The organism is Gallalistipes aquisgranensis, from assembly GCF_014982715.1.
Taxonomy (GTDB): Bacteria; Bacteroidota; Bacteroidia; order Bacteroidales; family Rikenellaceae; genus Gallalistipes; species Gallalistipes aquisgranensis.
On record NZ_JADCJY010000001.1, the window covers coordinates 61733 to 80063 of the forward strand.

The following is an 18331-nucleotide window of genomic DNA, read 5'->3' on the forward strand; positions in this document are numbered from 1 at the left end:
ATTGAAGAAACCGGATATGAAACGTGTTTTGTGTGCAGCGGCGTTGTGTCTCGTGTGGAGCGCTTCGCAGGCGGTGAATTATTATGTCGATTCGCGTACCGGCAACGACCGGAATGCGGGAACCTCGCCTTCGAAGCCTTGGCGTACGATCGGAAAGGTGAATGCGGCGACCTTCGGGCCCGGGGATTCCATCCTTTTTCGGCGCGGGGGTGTATGGTTGGCTACGGAGGCATTGATGCCGCAGGGGTCGGGGGCCGAGGGCCGTCCGGTCGTTCTTTCGGCATACGGCGAAGGGGCCCTGCCCTTGATCGCAGGCCAGGGATTTACCGGCGCGGGGGTCGTTTCGCTCCGTAACCAGTCCCATTGGGTGATTTCCGATCTCGAACTGACCAACTGGGCCGAAGAGCCCGGTGACCGCCGCGGTGTGGAGGTGAAGGGCGCCAACGGTGGAGTGCTTCGCGGCATCCATCTGAAAAATCTGGTGATCCATCATATCAAGGGGATCGTCGGGCAGGGCCGCAAGGCGAAGCGGACGGCCGGAGTGGAATTTATCGTGACCCACGACAAGAACGTACCTACCCGTTTCGACGATCTGTCGGTGGAGGGCTGTCATCTCTATGCGATCGAGAATCAGGGGATCGTCCTGAATAATGAAGCCTTCGAGAATGCCAACTATCCCGGTGACGAAACATGGGAGAACCGTAAGTTCACCGATGTGGTGATCCGCAACAACGTGATCCACGATATTTCGAAAAACGCGATGATCATCCGCATGACCGAGGGCGGCGTGGTGGAGCACAATGTCTGCTTCCTGACGGCTTTCATGGAACATGGAGGAAACACGATCTTTTCGCGCAACGTGCGCGGAACGGTGTTCCAGTATAACGAGGGTTTCCTGAACCGCTCCCCGGACCACGACGGTTCGCTGTACGATCCGGATATCAACAGTCCGAAAACGGTGTGGCGGTACAGTTACAGCCACGACAATTCGCAGGGGATGGCCTGGTTCTGTACAGACCGGAGGGACGACGGCATTCTCGTCTACGACAACGTGAGCGAGGACGACCACGGGTTTCTGGTCTATTTCAACTATTCGTTCAAGGAGGCGCGGGTATTCCGCAACCTTTTCTATGCGGGGCCTTCGGTGCGTCCTTATTTCCTGCGCGTGAACAGGAAGAACCTGCACGGTTTCTACTCCTGTTCGGGCAATGTGGTCTGGAACGACAGTCCGGCCCTGACTTTCGAGTATCCCCACGAGGGAACGGTCAATCCGAAATCGAAAGGTGAGGTGAAGGACAACCTCTTTCTGGGAATCCCCGCGAAGGGGGAGTATCGCAACGAGCCGGTCGATCTGGGGCGCTTCCGTCGTTTCCACCGCGGATTTCTCCGTTCGAACGCTCTGGATACCCTGGTAGGGAACCGGATCGAACGGTTCGAGCCGGCACGGAAGCCTGCGGGCGAGGTGATCGGCCGGGTGAACGGGCTGCCCGTCTACCGTCACGAACTGGAGCGCGAACTGGCCCGTTGCCGCTGGGAATTCGCCGGCATGAAGGAGAAGGCGGCCCGGCAGGCTGCCTACCGCAAGGCACTCGGCGAAGTGGTGCTGGTCAAGGTACAACTTGCCGAAATGGCCGGGAGAGGGATGCCGGAAGCTGCCGCGGCTGCGGATATCGAGCGTTTGCGGGAAAAGGAGAACGGTTTCCGCCGTTCGACTCCGAAAGGGGAGGTGATGTGGTTCGGTCCGCAGGAGTACGGGGCCGGCACGTTCTGGAATGTCTTTTTTGCCGGTGCGCAGGAGGAGCTCCGCAAACGGATGGCGGAGGACACGCTCTCCATGACCGATGCGGAGCTGAGGGCCCATTTCGCGCTGGGACATGAACCTGCCTGGCAGAAACGGGGATACGATTATGCCCTCAAGGCGATCCGCACCTCGCTGCTCGATAAAAAGTACGACGATTATTTCAAGGAGAAGGCCGCCCGTGCGACGGTCGAAATGGATAGAACCGTAGAGAAAAGCTACATTAAATAACAACTGAAAAAAACGAAAACCATGACTACAAGACGTGATTTCCTGAAACAGGCGTTGACCGGTACCGCCATGCTCTCGTTGGGCGGACTCGGACTGAGTGCGAAAAGCTATGCAAAGGTGGCCGGTGCCAACGAACGTATCCGGGTGGGTGCGGTCGGCGTTCATTCGCGCGGCTCGGCTCTGGCGAAAAACTTCGCCAAGATTCCCGGATGCGAGGTGACCAACATCTGCGATGTCGACTCCCGCTCGCTGGCCAAGTGTGCGGCCGCCGTCGAAAAGATACAGAACAACAAGGTGAAGCGCGAGAAGGATGTCCGCAAGATGCTCGAGGATAAGGATATGGACGTGGTGATCATCGCCACGCCCGACCACTGGCACGCGCCTGCCGCCCTGATGGCGATGAAGGCCGGCAAGGATGTCTATCTCGAAAAGCCGTGCAGCTACGCCCCGCATCAAGGCGAAATTCTGATCCAGGCCGCCGCTAAATACCGACGGTTGATCCAGATGGGCAACCAGCGCCGTTCGTGGCCGAACGTGATCGCCGGTATCGAGGAGATACGCAAGGGAACCATCGGCCGGGTCTGCTTCGGCAAGGCCTGGTACACCAACAACCGCAAGCCGATCGGGATCGGCAAAGAGGTGCCCGTTCCGGAGTGGCTGGACTGGGACCTGTGGCAGGGACCGGCCAAGCGTTCGGCCTTCAAGGACAACTACGTGCACTACAACTGGCACTGGTTCTGGCGCTGGGGTACGGGCGAGGCGCTCAATAACGGCACACACATGGTCGATATCCTGCGCTGGGGTATGGAGGAGGAGTATCCTTCGATGGTGAATTCGGCCGGAGGGCGATACTTTTACAAGGATGACTGGGAATGTCCCGACACGCAGGTGATCAACCTCGAATTCGCCGACGGCAAGGCCATCACCTGGGAGGGCCGCAGCTGCAACGGACGTACGGTCGAAGGGGCTTCCGTGGGTGCCATGTTCTACGGGGAGAAAGGCAGTCTGCTGATTACCGGGGCCAACGCCTACACCGTGTACGACCTGAAGAACAACGTGGTCAAGGAGGTGAAGAGCAACATAGCGATCGACCCGCGCAACCTGCTCAACCCGTCGGAGTCGCTCGACGCCTTCCATATCCAGAATCTGTTCGACGCCATCCGCAAGGGTACGCCGCTGAATGCCGACATCGTGTCGGGACATAAGAGTACCCTGATGGTACAGCTCGGCAACATCGCCCAGCGCGTACAGCGTACGCTGAGGATCGACCCGCTCAACGGCCACATCCTCGGGGACAAGCAGGCCAATAAACTTTGGACGGCCGAGTACGAGAAGGGTTGGGAGATGACCCTGTAAGAGAGTAGAAAACAGGCATATTTTATCGGACGCATGCGGGAGGGGAAAACCCTCCTCTCCCCGTGTGCATATTAAAAAAACGAACTATGTCAAATTCAAATACGGTTGCTCCGGGCGGATCGGACAAGAAACGCTATATCGTGTCGATGGTCATCCTCGGCAGCCTGTTCTTCATCTTCGGGCTCGTGTCGTGGGTCAATGCGATTCTGATTCCTTATTTCAAGATCGCCTGCGAACTGACCTATTTCCAAGCCTACCTGGTAACGTTCGCCTTCTACATCGCCTATCTGGTCATGTCGGTGCCCTCGTCCTTCCTGCTCAACCGGGTGGGGTATAAACGGGGGATCATGATCGGACTGTGGATCATGGCGCTGGGTGCGCTGATCTTCGTGCCGGCCGCCCTGACCCGGACGTACGGTATATTCCTGACGGGGTTATTCGCTATCGGGACCGGACTGGCGATCCTGCAGACGGCGGCCAATCCCTATGTGACGATCATCGGGCCCATCAACAGCGCGGCCAAGCGTATCAGCATGATGGGCTTGTGTAACAAATGCGCGGGTATCATGGCGCCGCTGATCTTCGCAGCGCTCGTGCTTCAGAATTCGGACAGCGAGACGTTCCGTCTGTTGAACGAAGGGTTTTTCAGCGATGCCGAGCGGGGCGCCGTTCTCGACGAGCTGATTCGCCGGGTGATTCTGCCCTATTCCTGTCTGGCGGTCATCCTGTTCGTATTCGGCCTGCTGGTACGTTTCTCGGTGCTGCCTGAGATCGACACCGATAAGGACAACGCTTCGGCGGAGACGGACGACAGCCACGGGAAAAGTTCGGTTTTCCAGTTTCCCTATCTGATCCTGGGAGCGCTCGCCATCTTCTTCCATGTGGGTGCGCAGGTCATTTCGATCGACACCATTATCGGTTATGCACAAAGTATGGGGCTCGATCTGCTCGAAGCGAAGGTCTTTCCTTCGTATGTGATGACCTGCACGCTGATCGGCTATTTCCTCGGTATCGTCCTGATCCCGAGAGTCATCTCCCAGAAACGGGCGTTCCAGATCTGTACCGTGCTGGGTCTCGTGCTCTCCGTGGCCGTGCTGATCGCTTCGGGACAGGTCGACATTCTGGGGCACCGCACCGACCTTTCCATCTGGTTCATCGTGCCGATGGGCATGGCCAACGCCCTGATCTATGCGGGCATCTGGCCGCTGGCCATCCGGGGGTTGGGACGTTTCACGAACCTCGGTTCCTCCCTGCTGGTGATGGGCCTTTGCGGAAACGCCTTCACCCCGATGATCTACGGGGCATTGGCCGACAGCATCGGCGTGAAGATGGCCTACGTGGTGCTGATCCCCTGTTTCCTGTATCTGATATTCTACGCTTTCGTCGGGCACAAGATCACCGACTGGCGCAAACCGAAAGCATGACGACCGTATGAAAAGAGTGAAAATAACCAACGGGCGCATCCTCACTCCGTGGCGCGATCTCGGCACGGGATGCGTCGTGGTGGAGGACGGTGTTATCCGAGACGTCCGTGCCGGCGATATCGAGGTGCAGGACGCCGAGGTGGTGGATGCCGGAGGGTGTTATGTCGCTCCCGGTTTCATCGAGATGCACAGCCACGGGGCCGGCGGCCACGACTTCATGGACGCCACGGTGGAGGCTTTCACCGGTGCCGCCCGTATGCATGCCATGCACGGGACGACGCTGATCTGTCCTACGACGATCGCCAGCACCGTGGAGGGGCTGATGAAGACATTCGCCGTTTACGATGAGGCGCTGAAAGCCAATACGGCCGGTGCGGCCTTCTGCGGACTGCATCTGGAAGGCCCCTATTTTTCGTACGAACAGCGCGGGGCGCAGGACCCGAAATACCTGCGCAATCCGCAGCCGGAGGAGTATATGGCCATTCTGGATGCGACCGACCATATCGCACGCTGGAGCCTGGCCCCGGAACTGCCGGGAGCGATGGCTTTCGGGCGCGAACTGGTGCGGCGCGGGATCAAACCCGCCATTGCCCACACCAGCGCCACGTACGATGAAGTGGCCGAGGCATTCGATAACGGATTCCGTCATCTGACCCATTTTTACTCCTGCATGTCGACGATCACCCGCAGGGACGGGTTCCGCTACCCGGGTGTGATCGAGAGCGGTTTTATCATCGGCGAAATGACGCTCGAACTGATTGCCGACGGGTGCCATGTGCCGCCCAGCCTTCTGAAGCTGGTTTACGATGTCAAAGGAGCTTCGCGCGTGGCCCTGGTGACCGATTCGATGCGTGCCGCCGGTATGGGCGACGGGCCGAGCATCTTGGGAAGTCTCGCCGAAGGGCAGGAGGTGATCGTGGAGGACGGTGTGGCGAAACTGCTCGACCGCAAAGCCTTCGCGGGAAGCGTCGCGACGGCCGACCGTCTGATCCGGGTGATGCGGGATGCCTGCGGGATACCGATGCACGAGACCGTCCGGATGATGACATCCACGCCGGCTTCGATTCTCGGCGTGGAGGGCCGCAAGGGAAGTCTCGTTCCGGGAAAGGATGCGGACATCGTGATATTCGACGAAAAGACGGACGTGAAATTAACCATGATAGGAGGAAACATAATTTACAGAAAACAGTCATGATACAAGTAAAACAACTGACAAAGGACAATCTGCATGTGAAAGTATACGGATCGCGCGACGAGATGGGCAGCGGGGCCGCCGCCGAAGCCGCGGCCTATATCCGGGAGGCGCTGAAGACGAAGGAGACGCTGAACATCGTGTTTGCGGCGGCCCCTTCCCAGAACGAGTTCCTGAGTTCCCTGCTCGGCGAGGACGTGGAATGGGGGCGGATCAATGCCTTTCACATGGATGAATACATCGGTCTGCCGGACGACGCTCCGCAGGGATTCGGCAACTTCCTGTACCGGCACATCTTTTCGAAAGCGCCTTTCCGCTCGGTGCATTATCTGAAAAATTGTCGGGGCACGGCTTCGGAGGCGTGTGCCGAGTACGAAAAGCTGTTGCGGGAAAATCCGGTGGACATCGTCTTCATGGGGATCGGTGAAAACGGGCATATCGCCTTCAACGATCCGCACGTAGCCGATTTCAACGACGACAAACTGGTGAAAACGGTCGATCTGGATCGTACCTGCCGCCTGCAACAGGTGCACGACGGCTGTTTCGGAACGCTCGAAGAAGTGCCCACCCACGCCATGACGCTCACGATTCCTGCACTCGTGGAGGCGAAGAAGCTGTTCTGCATCGTGCCGGCCAAGACGAAGGCGAACGCCCTGAAAGAGACGGTCGAAGGGGCTGTTTCCGAGAAGTGCCCCGCTTCGATTCTGCGCCGGCACCGGGACGCCACCATCTATGCCGATCCGGACAGTGCCTCTTTATTGACGGTCAATTAAATGTATGGAAACGATGAAGAAACTTTTTGCATTGGGCCTGTTGTTGTTCGCCGCCGCCCTTTCGTGTGGTGCCTGCGAACAGGACGAGGCGACCGGCATCGGGTCGGAGCCCAAAACGTTCGATACGGGGTCGGATAAGCTGACGCTCTACAAGGACATACGTTACGGCGGTGTTCCCGGAGGGATCAGATCCGACGACCGCTCTTCGGACCGGCTGCTCGACCTCTATATTCCCACGGCGGCGGCGCCCGAAGGCGGCTATCCGGTCTTTCTTTTCGTGCACGGCGGCGGTTTCGCCGGCGGGGACAAGAGCGACAAGACCGGGTACAACAGTATCTGCAAGAATATGGCCGAGCGGGGATATGCCGTGGTTTCGATGAACTACTACCTGACCATGAAATACGAAAAGGAGCCGGGCGTGTCCTGCTCCTCGGAGATGAAGAACGGACTGCCCGCCTCGGGCGAGTTCCATCCCCTGGTTCAGCGGGCCGTGCGCAATGCCTCGGACGATGCGACCCTCGTGTTGGAATGGATCAGAAAGAATGCGGAAAAGTACGGTCTCGATACCGGCTTCGTGGCCGTGTGCGGCGGGTCGGCCGGCTCGATGACGGTGCTTCACCTGGCCTATCTTTCCGGCCAGAAGGTGCTGCCGGTCAAGGCGGTGGTCAATCTGTGGGGCGGTATGGAGAACCCGTCGAAGATCGAGGCTCCGGCCCCGCCCATGCTGATCTATCACGGAGATCAGGACGCCTTGATTCATGTGGACTACGCCTATGCGTTCAAGCAGCGGATGAACGAGATCGGCTGCCGGGTCGAACTGCATATTCTGAAGGGGAAAGGACATGCTCAGTATGCCTATATCGCAAAGTACTGTACGGGAGAGATCGACGAGTTTCTCAAAAGTCTGAGGTGATCCGTATCTGCCCGGACGTAAAAAAGGCCGCCCCGAAGGCGGCCTTTTTTACGTTTGAATAGGTGTTTTTTATCCGAGATAGGATTTCAGCAGTTTGCTGCGGGAACTGTGGCGCAACCGCCGGATCGCCTTCTCCTTGATCTGGCGGACCCGTTCGCGCGTCAGGCCGAACTTCTCGCCGATCTCTTCCAGCGTCATCTCCGAGCAGCCGATTCCGAAAAAGTATTTGATGATGTCCTTCTCCCGTTCGGTCAGCGTGGCCAATGCGCGCTCCACCTCGGTTCCCAGCGATTCGTTGATAAGCCCCCGGTCTGCGTTGGGCGAATCGGTGTTTACCAGCACGTCCAGCAGGCTGTTGTCCTCACCGTCGGCGAAGGGGGCGTCCACCGAGACGTGGCGGCCGGACACGCGCAGCGTGTCGGTCACTTTCTCCTTGGGTAGGTCGAGGGCCGAAGCCAACTCTTCCGGCGAGGGAGTGCGTTCGTTCTCCTGTTCGAAACGGGCGAATGCCTTGTTGATCTTGTTGAGCGATCCTACCTGGTTCAGCGGCAGTCGCACGATACGCGACTGTTCGGCCAGTGCCTGGAGGATCGACTGCCGAATCCACCACACAGCGTAGGAGATGAACTTGAAACCGCGGGTCTCGTCGAACTTTTCGGCCGCCTTGATCAGCCCGAGGTTCCCCTCGTTGATCAGGTCGGGCAGGCTGAGCCCCTGGTTCTGATACTGTTTGGCCACGGAAACTACAAACCGCAGATTGGCTTTGGTCAGCTTCTCGAGCGCCTCCTGGTCGCCTTTCTTGATGCGTTGCGCCAGTTCCACCTCTTCTTCCACGGTGATCAAATCCTCTTTACCAATCTCCTGCAGGTACTTGTCCAGCGATGCACTCTCCCGATTGGTGATGGATTTGGTAATCTTCAGTTGTCTCATTTTTCTCTCTGTTCCTCGTTTTTGTATTGTAAGCCCCGGTTTTTACACCGGGGCTTTTTTATTCGATGTTTCTGTGGCCGCGCCGTGCCCTTTTACTGGATCAGGGCATAGCTGGCCGATCGTCCGTCGGGATACACTCCGTCGATGGAAGTGATCTTTTCCGAGATACGGGACAGATCGCTGATCGAGTTGACGGGGCGGTCGTTGATGTGGGTGATCACGTAGCCCTTGCGGATTCTCGCCTTGCTCAGTATTCCGTTCTCGTCGATAGACACGACCCGTACGCCTCCGCTGATTCTCAACTCTTTCTTGGTCTTGTTGTCTATTTCGGCGAATTTACCGCCCAGCGCCTCGAACGAATCCACGTAATCCTTCGCGAGCAGTTCTGCCTTTCCTGCCTTATTACGCAGAACCACGTCGAATTGTTTCACGTTGCCGTCTCTTTTTACCGTAATTTTTACCTTATCGTTGGGACGGTGCTTGGCGACGGCCTCCAGCAACGGTGCGGAACCGGTGATTTTCAGTCCGTCGATCTCCGTGATCACATCGCCCTTCTTGATACCGGCTGCCGCAGCGGCTCCCGCCGGATCGACCTCGGCCACATACACGCCGCCGATCTCCTTGATCCCGTACTTGTCTCCGAGATGCTCCACGAAGGCTTCGTTGATCTCCTGGAACTGGACGCCCAGCAGGGCCCGCTGCACGACGCCGAACTCTTTCAGGTCGACCACGACCTTCTTTACGATCGACGAGGGAACGGCGAACGAATATCCGGTGTAGCTTCCGGTCGGGGACTTGATGACGGTGTTGATACCCATCAACTCGCCTTTAGTATCCACGAGGGCGCCGCCGCTGTTGCCGGGGTTCACCGCCGCGTCGGTCTGGATGAACGATTCGATCCGGAACTGGTTCGGAATTACGTCCAGGTTACGGGCCTTGGCGCTCACGATACCGGCCGTTACGGTCGACTGCAGGTCGAACGGGCTGCCGATGGCCAGTACCCATTCGCCCAGCCGCAGGTCGTCCGAATTGCCGAATGCGAGAGTCGGCAGGTCTTCGGCCTCGATCTTGATGAGGGCGACGTCCGTCGTGGGATCGGTGCCGATCAGCTTGGCTTCGAACGTACGGTTGTCGTTCAACTTGACTTTCAGTTTCGAAGCGTTCTCGATCACGTGGTTGTTGGTTACGATATAACCGTCGGGAGAGATGATGACGCCCGAACCGCCTGAACGGCGCTCCTGCGGAGCCTCCTGCTGCTGGTATCCCTGCGGGATGCCGAAAAACTCGAAGAACGGGTCCATCCGGCCTCCGCCGAAACGTGAGGCTTCGACCTCTTCGATCTTTTCTATGTTGACCACGGCCTTCACCGCGTTTTCGGCAGCGTAGGTCAGGTCGGGATAGTTCTCTTTCTCGTAGGCCGTGAAGTGCGAACCAGCCTTCTGGGAGGCGAATTCGATCACTCGGGTCGGGGTATCTTGAGCCGTAAGTCGCGTTACCGTGTAGGCCGTAATTCCTCCTGCGAGGACCGAAGCACCCACGATGCCTAATAACAATGGAATCCTTTTCATAAATTCAATCAATTAATTCTGTTTCTAATCGTTTCAAAAAACATACAAAAAGGTAGAATTACGGCATAAATAATTTTCAAAGTTTCAAAAACGGTCCGGAAATACTCTTCCGGTCGCGTTCAGTTACTTAAACGGAACCTCTGCCGGGAATATTGTGCGGAGGGCCCGAAGCCCGTTTCGTGTCCGGATGGCGGAAAAACTGCGCCCGGGCTGTCAGAATGGCAGTTTTCGCCGTCACCGGAAGAGCGCATGAAAAAGAACCTTTCTTACGAAAGACCGGGCTTCGCCTTTCAGAACGCGAAGCCCGGTCTTTTTCGTATCCGTCCCTGCCGGCCTTCCTTTTCGAACCGCGGGTACGGTCTGCGCGAACGGCTTTGCCGACAACGGTTTATGCCAGTCCGAACGCTTTTTTCAGTTTGTCTACGGCGTCGAGTTTTTCCCATCCGAAAAATTCGACTTCGCGTTCGACTTCCCTGCCGTCGCGCAGCAGGGTGACCTTTTCCGTGTAGGGACGGTTGCCGAAATGGCCGTACGAGGCGGTCGCCTCGAAAATCGGGTTCCGGAGCCCGAACTCCCGCACGATGGCCGCGGGCCGGAGATCGAACAGGCCGGCGATCTTCTCCGCGATCTGTCCGTCGCTCATCCCTTTCAAGGCTTCGGGGCGCTTCGAGCCGTAGGTGTCCACGTAGACGCTCAGCGGCTGGGCGATGCCGATGGCGTAGGAGAGCTGCACGAGCACCTGCTCGGCGATGCCGGCGGCCACCATGTTTTTGGCGATGTGCCGGGCCGCGTAGGCGGCCGAACGGTCCACCTTCGAGGAGTCTTTGCCCGAGAAGGCTCCGCCGCCGTGGGCTCCGCGTCCGCCGTAGCTGTCCACGATGATCTTGCGGCCCGTGAGTCCCGTGTCGCCGTGGGGGCCGCCGATCACGAACTTGCCCGTGGGATTCACGTGCAGGATGTAGTCGTCGCCGATCAGGTCGGCCAGCTTGTCGTGGGCTCGCTCCAGGCGTTTTTTGACACGCGGGATCAGGATGGTGCGCACGTCCTCGCGGATTTTCTCCCCCATTTGCCGTTCGGCCTCCTTGTCGGAGATCGAACCGTCGGGGCGGATGAATTCGTCGTGCTGGGTGGATACCACGATCGTGTGGACGCGCTGCGGCCGGCCGTTGTCGTCGTACTGGACGGTCACCTGGCTCTTGGAGTCGGGACGCAGGTAGGTCATTACTTCGCCTTCGCGCCGGATCACGGCCAGCTCCTTCAGAATCACGTGGGAGAGGATCAGCGTGGCGGGCATGTACTCGCGGGTCTCGTTGCAGGCGTAACCGAACATGATACCCTGGTCGCCGGCCCCCTGTTCGTCCTCGCTTTCGCGCACCACGCCCTGGTTGATGTCGGACGACTGTTCGTGAATGGCCGACAGGATGCCGCACGAGTTGGCGTCGAACATGTAGTCGCTCTTGGTGTAGCCGATCCGCTCGATCACCCGCCGGGCCACGTGCTGTACGTCGACGTAGGCTTCCGAGCGGACCTCGCCCGCCACTACGACCAGCCCTGTGGTGCAGAGCGTTTCGCAGGCCACTTTCGAGTGCTCGTCCTTACGCAGGAACTCGTCCAGAATGGCATCGGAAATCTGATCCGAAACTTTGTCCGGGTGCCCCTCGGACACCGACTCGGACGTAAATAGAAATCCCATTTTTTAAACTTTTAGTTAGACACTAACGATTTAAAAATGGGAAGGATTTGTTGGCGCAAATAAAAAAGAAACGCTGCTTTAGCATTTTTTTTCGTGGTTGCAATCGGCCAAATCTTTCCACATTTTTAATGATACGGTCGCAAAGATAACGCAATTTTTCGTGAGTTGGTACAATTTTCCCTATATTTGTTTCCCGAAACCTGTAAACTGCCCTGTATATGAAGAGACAACTGTTTTCGGCCGTCCTGCTGGCATGTCTGCTGGCGGGAGGAGCGGCCGCCCGGAATCCGAAAGTCATCCGGCTCTCCGACCGGCCCCTTTCCGCATGGAAATCCGTGATGAAGGAAGGCGATGCGGCCGGGGAGTTTTCACGGGACAAAAAGATCATCCGCCTTTCCGGTAAGTTCGGTTACATCCGTACGCCGGAGGAATTTTCCGATTACCGTCTCACGGTGGAGTGGCGTTGGGTGGGGGAGCCGACCAACAGCGGTATTTTCGTCCATCTGACCGAGGACAAGATATGGCCTGCCTGTTACGAGTGCCAGCTTATGGCGGGCCGTGCGGGCGATCTGATCAATTCGGGCGGTACGACCAGCAACGAACGCAAGGCCAACACCGCACCCAAAAGCCATGTCATTTCCCGTACGGGCCCGGCCAACGAAAGACCTGCGGGCGAATGGAACCGTGCCGAGATTCTCTGTGAGGGCGACAACATGCTGGTTTACATCAACGGCGAGTTGCAGAACAAACTGACGGGGCTCTCCTCCACGCGCGGAGCGGTGGGCCTGCAAAGCGAAGGCGGCGGAATCGAGTTCCGGAATGTCGAGCTTCGTCCCCTGCAATACAAGGAGTGATAAGAAATTTTCGGAAAATAAGAAACAGGGGAACTGGGGAAATTCCGGTTCCCCTGTTTTCAGAAATAGAATCGGGTTTTTATTTTGCGTTATCCATCCGGTAGAGTTCACTGCCGGCCAGCAGGAACGCTCCTACGCCGTATACATCGGTTGCATTTGCTCCTACGGCTTTGGGTGCGGCACCGACGGGTTGGATGTATCCCAGTTTGCCATCGCTATGGACGCCGGCAACGAGTGACGCCCATCCTTTTTTCAATGCTGTGCGGTAAGCAGGATCTGTCAGATATCCGTTGCGGATACCCCAGGCCAGTCCGTAACAGAAAAAGGCGGAACAACTGTTTTCCGGCAGAGGATAGGAGTCGGGATCGAGCAGGCTCGAATGCCAGGCCCCGTTTTTGTCTTGTGTGCGGAGAATGCTCGGAGCCATTTCCTTGAATAGTTCAATGTAGTAGAATCGGGTCGGATGATTTTGGGGCAGATTTTCCAGAATCAGGGGAATTCCTCCGAACACCCATCCGTTACCCCGGCCCCAGAGTTGTTTGGACCCGTTGGCCTCTCGCAGCGGAATGCGTTTGCAGTCGCGGTAAAAAAGTTTCTCCTCCCGGTCATACAGCGAATCGACGCATATACGATATTCACTATCCATATATTCTGCGTACGTTTTGTCTCCTGTGATATCGTAAAGAGCGGCATATACGGGCGGAGCCATGAACAATGCGTCGCACCAGGACCAGCGTTCGTCTTTACCGATCGGATCGGTCTTCAGAAGAGGTGCTTTCGACGGATGGGTCGCCACATAGTAGGCACGTTCCATGACGGGTTGGAGCATGGACTTGTTGCCGGTCATGCGGTACAGTTCAATGAAAGCCTGGCCTACGCAGATGTCGTCGGCATGGTATGGCCGTCTCCACATGGCCCAGTTATGATTTTTGCCGATTTTCATTACGAAGTCGATGCAATTTTTGTTCCCGGAAGTTTTCCCCCATTCGACCATTCCCCGGTATAGGGCGCCGTTGGTCCAGTCCAGCTGATGGTGGCGGGAATTGGCATGGTTGGCAATCTGCCATGCGGCTACGGCATTGCATACTGCGGAGACATTGTCTTTGTCGGTTTTCCCGGAAAAGGAATTTTGTGCAGATACGGACAGGACGGTGACCGATATCGCACAGGTCAGAAGAAATTTTTCGATCATGTTTACAGCGGTTTTATGGATTAGTATTTGATGGCTTTGTCCAAACGTACGTTTCGATACCCATCCCATGCCCGTTTCCCGCTCCAGTCGGCTGCCGGGGCACTCCAGAATTCTGTGGCAGGGGAGAGGCCCAGTGCGGGAAAAACAGCGGTGCAGAGATAAAGGCTGCCTGTGGAGATGTAACGTTCGGCTAACTGGGGCTGATGTCCGCAAAATCCCAGTGTAAGCCAGCCGTCATTGTCAAAATTGCCCTCTGTTTCCATATGCCGTCGGATAACTGCGGTCAAGGCGCAACGAGTTTGGGATGGAGTGATATAGGATGGGAGAAGTCCGAGCAGGGCTGCCTGCGAAAGGACCTGGAACGCTCCGAAACGATAAGTGATCGAACGTCCTATCACGGGATAGGCACCGTCCGGAGAGATCATGCGCTCCTGTTGGGCCGCATAACGTGTGAACCTCTTGGCTTCCAGAGCAGCGAATTCGGCTGCTCCTTTACCGTGTTTTTGCATGATGCGGAGAATATCCAACAACATGGGATGGATCACGTAACTGCCGTAATAGTCGAAGTGTAGGTCTTTTCCGTCTCCGTACCATGCGTCACCTTTGTACCACTCTTCGAAGCGGGAAAGTGCATATTCTACCGGTGCGGGGTTCCATTCTCCCGTCAAATCCAATAGGGTGGCTTCCACCATGGCCGAAAAAAGCAGCCAGTTGCTCTCTACAGGTTTGATCTTCCGTATATTATTCATGGCTGCCAGGAAATTCCTGCGGGTTTGTTCACTGAGATTGCCCCACAGTTGTTTCGGTGCGCGGATCAGTCCGTGGCACAGGAATGCGGCATCGACGAGCGGTTGGCGGGTTACGGTGAAATTGAGAAAATCGGGGGAGGAAGGATTCACTCCATTTTCGATGGATTTACAGGCCAGTTTTATGTATCGGGCACGCAGTTTCCCTTCCGGCGTATCGTCGGGACCCAGTTCCAGCCAGGGTGCGATGCCTGCGAGCGTACGTCCGAGAGCTTCCAGATGGGTGGTGCGGGTATTGGGGGGAGCGACTTTTCCCGATACCGTTTCTACCGGCATCCGTTTTTTCAGTTTACCTCGGCTCATGTTTTCCAGTACGGGATCGGCGATTCGGGTAAGGGTGGCGATCCAGTAAGCGCGATCTTCCTGACCGGTTGTCCGGGAAATGGTTGGCCCTGGGATAAGGGATAACAGGAGAGCTTGTAAGATCAAGGTGATTTTGAATTTCATGATCGGAGGTTTGGATGTGTGGTATGGTTATTTCCCGGAAGATTTTTCTTTCAGAAAAGAGTCGATAGGGATGTTTCTGCTGCCGGAGAATGCTTTTACGGAGCTCCATGGTTCTGCCGGGGCTTTCCAGAAAGAGTCGTCGGCAGGCAGTCCCAGCGGGACGAATACCAAAGAGCAGAGATAGACACAGGGGGTGGAAAGGTAGGAGTCCCCCAATTCCGGTTGTTCTCCGCATATGCCAATGGTGAGCCATCCTCCGGAATCGAAGGTCCCCGGCTGTTCCATCTGTCGTTTCATGGCGGCCGTAAGTGCCGCTCGTACCTGTCCTTCCGAGAGAGAGGCGGGGAGTATTTTCCGCAGAACACTCTGGGCCAGCACGTGAAAGGCTCCGAGCCGGTAAGTGATCGAGCGGCCGAGCAAGGGATAACTGCCGTCGGGGGCAATCATGCGTTCCTGAATTTCGGTATAGCGGCGGAAACGGGGTAATTCTGTGGCGTAAAAATCGCTTAATTCCGTGTCGTGGCGTTGCATCACCTCGAGTACTTGAAGCATCATGGGTTGGATGACATAACTGTTGTAATAGTCCAGGTGAAAGGTGTCTCCGTCGCCGTAGATGCCGTCACCCATGTACCAGCGTTGATGCGAGGCAATGGCGTGTTTGACGACATTGAAATTCCATTCGCCTGCGAACTCCTTCAGCCCGCATTCTACCATGGCACAGAAAAGCAGCCAGTTGTTATTGCCCGGTTTCATGGTACGGGTGGATTTCCATTGTGCAATCAGCCGCTTCCGTGTCAGGGAATCGAGATTTCCCCAAAGTTGAGTGGGAGCTTGAAGCAATCCCTGAATCAGAAAGGCGCTGTTCACCAAAATTTGCCGAGTGGCGGTACTGTTGAAATAGTCCGGAGAAGAGGGATCGACCGAATTGGAAAGAGCCCTGCATCCCATTTCTATATATAGAGCCCTCAGTTTTCCCTCGGGAGTGTCGTCCGGTCCCAGTTCCAGCCAGGGGGCGATTCCTGCAAAAGTACGGCCGACCGATTCCATGTGGGTGATAAATTCCCGGGAACTGGCCCGGGCCGAAGAAGAACGGCCGATCGGAATGTTTTTGCGCAATGTATGCTCGCTCAGATTACGCAGTACAGGGTCGGCGACCCGAACCAGTGTCTGAACCCAATAGGTTCGGTCGTCGGTCGGGGTTGAAGCCCGGCCCGGAGAAGAGAAGAAACACAGGTGTCCGGACATGAAGGAGAGGAAAAGCAGAAGTGAGTGTCTCATCGGTTTCGTACTGGGTTTACGGTTAAGTACAAATTTAATCGCTCCGTATGCAGAATAATAGTATAATCATACGGATTTGTTATATCTCAGTCCGTTTTAGCTGTTTTACGTTCATTTTTGTCCGTTGGCGGAACTGTTACGGACGATCATGACAAGGATACGAATGAATTTGATATGGGGGCGGGCAAGATGTGGGTAAATTTGAATGAAAGTCAGGTGACGGTTTTGTCAATCCGGAAAACCTGGGATGTATTTAATCTGAAAATACGACGGCGAATGAAAAAGTGGCTTGTTTTAGGAGTGTTGCTGGCTGTAACGGGAGCAGCATATGCCGGGACAGAAGTGAAAAGTCCCCGGCCGGATCATGTGATTTTGATCGGACTCGATGCGATGAGTCCACGGGGTATTCAGAAAGCGGTGACTCCCAATATGAATAAATTAATTGCCGGAGGAGCATCCTGTTTCAACGGACGGTGCGTGCTCTCTCCTGCCAGTACACAGAACTGGACCAGTATGCTGACAGGGGCGGTTCCGCTTCAGCACGGAGTAACCGGCAATCCCTGGCAGCGAAACAACCGGCGGATACGCCCCGTTATAACCGGAAAGGAAGATGTCTTTCCCAGTGTGTTCGAATGGATTCGTGAACAAAGGCCCGACAGTAAGATATATTCATTCTACGAATGGCGCAGCGTAATGAGGATGTTCGTGACCAGTGTGATGGATGTTTGTGAAAAAAAAGCTACGGGTGTGGAAAGTTTCCGTTCAGGAATGGAGGCATTTTTCGAAGACAAACCCGATTTCCTGTTTATTAACATATTGGAGACCGATCACATAGGGCACGTTAAAGGACATGATACGGATGACTATTATCGTTGTATCGAAAAATACGATGCATTGATCGGGGAGTTTGCGGATCGGATTGAAAAAGCCGGAATGTGGGATCGAACGGTCATGATGGTCGTAGCCGATCACGGAGGCTTTCTCGGAACGCATAGCGGTGAATCGCCCGAGGCTACGGAAATACCTGTGATCCTGTATGGCAAGGGAGTGGCCAAGGGAAAGACTATACCTTATTACTTCATTTTCGATGTTGCTCCGACTGTGGCCTGGTTGCTGGGTGTAACGCCTCCCGAGGTTTGTGTAGGCAAGCCGTTGACGACGGCGTTTACGGAAAGGGATAAAACCTTTACGTATTCTCCCATGCCGAGGCTCAGTGTGAACGAAGACTTGTATGAAGAGGGAATTACGGTGGGGATAAGTGCCGATTGGCCGGAGGCTGAAATAAGGTATACGCTTGACGGTTCATTGCCGACTTCCCGATCTGCTCTTTATGTGAACCCGTTGAAAATAAGTAAAAATACATTGTTGCAGGCTGTGGCGTTCCGTGACGGGTATCCCAGTCGTCCGGCGCGGGCTCATTATCGTTTTGTGACGGATGGGCGGCCGTTGGTGAATTATGCGTATTATGTGGATACGTGCAGTATATTCGTTCCCGATTTTGCCGGGATGAAGCCTGTCGTTACGGGGAAAACGTACGAAATCGACCTGAGGGGGATTCCGGACAGAGAAACTCGCTTCAGTGTCCGTTTCGATGCCCGGATCGAGGTGCCCGCGGACGGGAAGTATCGATTTCATACCCGTTCCGACGACGGATGTTGGCTCAAAATAGACGGGAAATTGGTGACGAAGACCTCTACGCCTCATTTTCAGGAGGCTTACGGTGATGTTGAACTGTCAGCCGGGATACATAGGATCGAGGTCGGGTACAGGCAGGATGTAAAACGGAAACATCTCTCCGTTTATATGGCAGGACCGGGGGTAGAGGCTCCCGAACGGTTGCTGACTTCGGAATATTTTCGGTAGGGTACAGACGGAT

14 protein-coding genes are annotated in these 18331 nt (G+C 56.0%); 8 read left to right on the top strand and 6 right to left on the bottom strand.

What is annotated here, in order from left to right:
* The first annotated feature begins 16 nt into the window (after nucleotides 1-16).
* The 6 genes from INF32_RS00225 to INF32_RS00250 all read left to right on the top strand — a co-directional run bounded on the left by INF32_RS00225 (nucleotide 17) and on the right by INF32_RS00250 (nucleotide 7687).
* Nucleotides 17-2029 (top strand): right-handed parallel beta-helix repeat-containing protein, encoded by a 2013-nt coding sequence (locus INF32_RS00225; protein WP_226386407.1) that lies wholly within the window; start codon nucleotides 17-19, stop codon nucleotides 2027-2029.
* 21 nt (nucleotides 2030-2050) lie between these two features.
* A complete protein-coding gene (locus INF32_RS00230; RefSeq protein WP_226386408.1) occupies nucleotides 2051-3385 on the top strand; it encodes a Gfo/Idh/MocA family protein in 1335 nt (444 codons plus the stop codon).
* Between the two features lie 86 nt (nucleotides 3386-3471).
* Nucleotides 3472-4809, top strand: coding sequence for a sugar MFS transporter (locus tag INF32_RS00235; RefSeq protein WP_226386409.1), 1338 nt, complete (start codon nucleotides 3472-3474; stop codon nucleotides 4807-4809).
* A gap of 7 nt (nucleotides 4810-4816) precedes the next feature.
* Nucleotides 4817-6004 carry an N-acetylglucosamine-6-phosphate deacetylase gene (nagA, locus tag INF32_RS00240; RefSeq protein ID WP_226386410.1) on the top strand — a complete coding sequence of 396 codons (1188 nt, stop codon included), beginning with the start codon at nucleotides 4817-4819 and terminating at the stop codon, nucleotides 6002-6004.
* Complete coding sequence (locus INF32_RS00245) at nucleotides 6001-6774, top strand: glucosamine-6-phosphate deaminase (RefSeq protein WP_226386411.1); 774 nt, start codon at nucleotides 6001-6003, stop codon at nucleotides 6772-6774. The genes nagA and INF32_RS00245 overlap by 4 nt, the downstream gene beginning before the upstream one ends.
* 13 nt (nucleotides 6775-6787) lie before the next feature.
* The gene (locus INF32_RS00250; RefSeq protein WP_226386412.1) at nucleotides 6788-7687 is read left to right on the top strand and encodes an alpha/beta hydrolase; all 900 of its coding nucleotides are present in this window, start codon (nucleotides 6788-6790) and stop codon (nucleotides 7685-7687) included.
* 69 nt (nucleotides 7688-7756) lie between these two features.
* Here INF32_RS00250 and INF32_RS00255 read toward each other — a convergent pair whose 3' ends face one another.
* The 3 genes from INF32_RS00255 to metK all read right to left on the bottom strand — a co-directional run bounded on the left by INF32_RS00255 (nucleotide 7757) and on the right by metK (nucleotide 11878).
* Nucleotides 7757-8617 carry a sigma-70 family RNA polymerase sigma factor gene (locus tag INF32_RS00255; protein ID WP_226386413.1) on the bottom strand — a complete coding sequence of 287 codons (861 nt, stop codon included), beginning with the start codon at nucleotides 8615-8617 and terminating at the stop codon, nucleotides 7757-7759.
* Nucleotides 8618-8709: 92 nt separating this feature from the next.
* Nucleotides 8710-10185 (bottom strand): Do family serine endopeptidase, encoded by a 1476-nt coding sequence (locus tag INF32_RS00260; protein WP_226386414.1) that lies wholly within the window; start codon nucleotides 10183-10185, stop codon nucleotides 8710-8712.
* A 388-nt stretch (nucleotides 10186-10573) separates the two neighbouring features.
* Nucleotides 10574-11878 carry a methionine adenosyltransferase gene (metK, locus tag INF32_RS00265; RefSeq protein WP_226386415.1) on the bottom strand — a complete coding sequence of 435 codons (1305 nt, stop codon included), beginning with the start codon at nucleotides 11876-11878 and terminating at the stop codon, nucleotides 10574-10576.
* A 218-nt stretch (nucleotides 11879-12096) separates the two neighbouring features.
* Between metK and INF32_RS00270 the strand changes: the two genes are divergently transcribed.
* Entirely contained in the window at nucleotides 12097-12732 is a 636-nt protein-coding gene (locus INF32_RS00270; RefSeq protein WP_226386416.1) for a 3-keto-disaccharide hydrolase, read from the top strand.
* 79 nt (nucleotides 12733-12811) lie between these two features.
* Here the strand turns inward: INF32_RS00270 and INF32_RS00275 are convergent, their stop codons facing one another.
* From INF32_RS00275 to INF32_RS00285, 3 genes are read right to left on the bottom strand one after another with little or no spacing between them, the layout of a single operon-like run.
* On the bottom strand, nucleotides 12812-13924 hold the full coding sequence (locus tag INF32_RS00275; RefSeq protein ID WP_226386417.1) for a glycoside hydrolase family 88/105 protein: 1113 nt from the start codon (nucleotides 13922-13924) through the stop codon (nucleotides 12812-12814).
* A 20-nt stretch (nucleotides 13925-13944) separates the two neighbouring features.
* Nucleotides 13945-15177: a DUF2264 domain-containing protein gene (locus tag INF32_RS00280; RefSeq protein WP_226386418.1), complete on the bottom strand. Its 1233-nt coding sequence runs from the start codon at nucleotides 15175-15177 to the stop codon at nucleotides 13945-13947.
* A 27-nt stretch (nucleotides 15178-15204) separates the two neighbouring features.
* Nucleotides 15205-16422: a DUF2264 domain-containing protein gene (locus INF32_RS00285; RefSeq protein WP_226388070.1), complete on the bottom strand. Its 1218-nt coding sequence runs from the start codon at nucleotides 16420-16422 to the stop codon at nucleotides 15205-15207.
* A 309-nt stretch (nucleotides 16423-16731) separates the two neighbouring features.
* Between INF32_RS00285 and INF32_RS00290 the strand changes: the two genes are divergently transcribed.
* Nucleotides 16732-18318 carry an alkaline phosphatase family protein gene (locus INF32_RS00290; protein ID WP_226386419.1) on the top strand — a complete coding sequence of 529 codons (1587 nt, stop codon included), beginning with the start codon at nucleotides 16732-16734 and terminating at the stop codon, nucleotides 18316-18318.
* Nucleotides 18319-18331 lie beyond the last annotated feature (13 nt).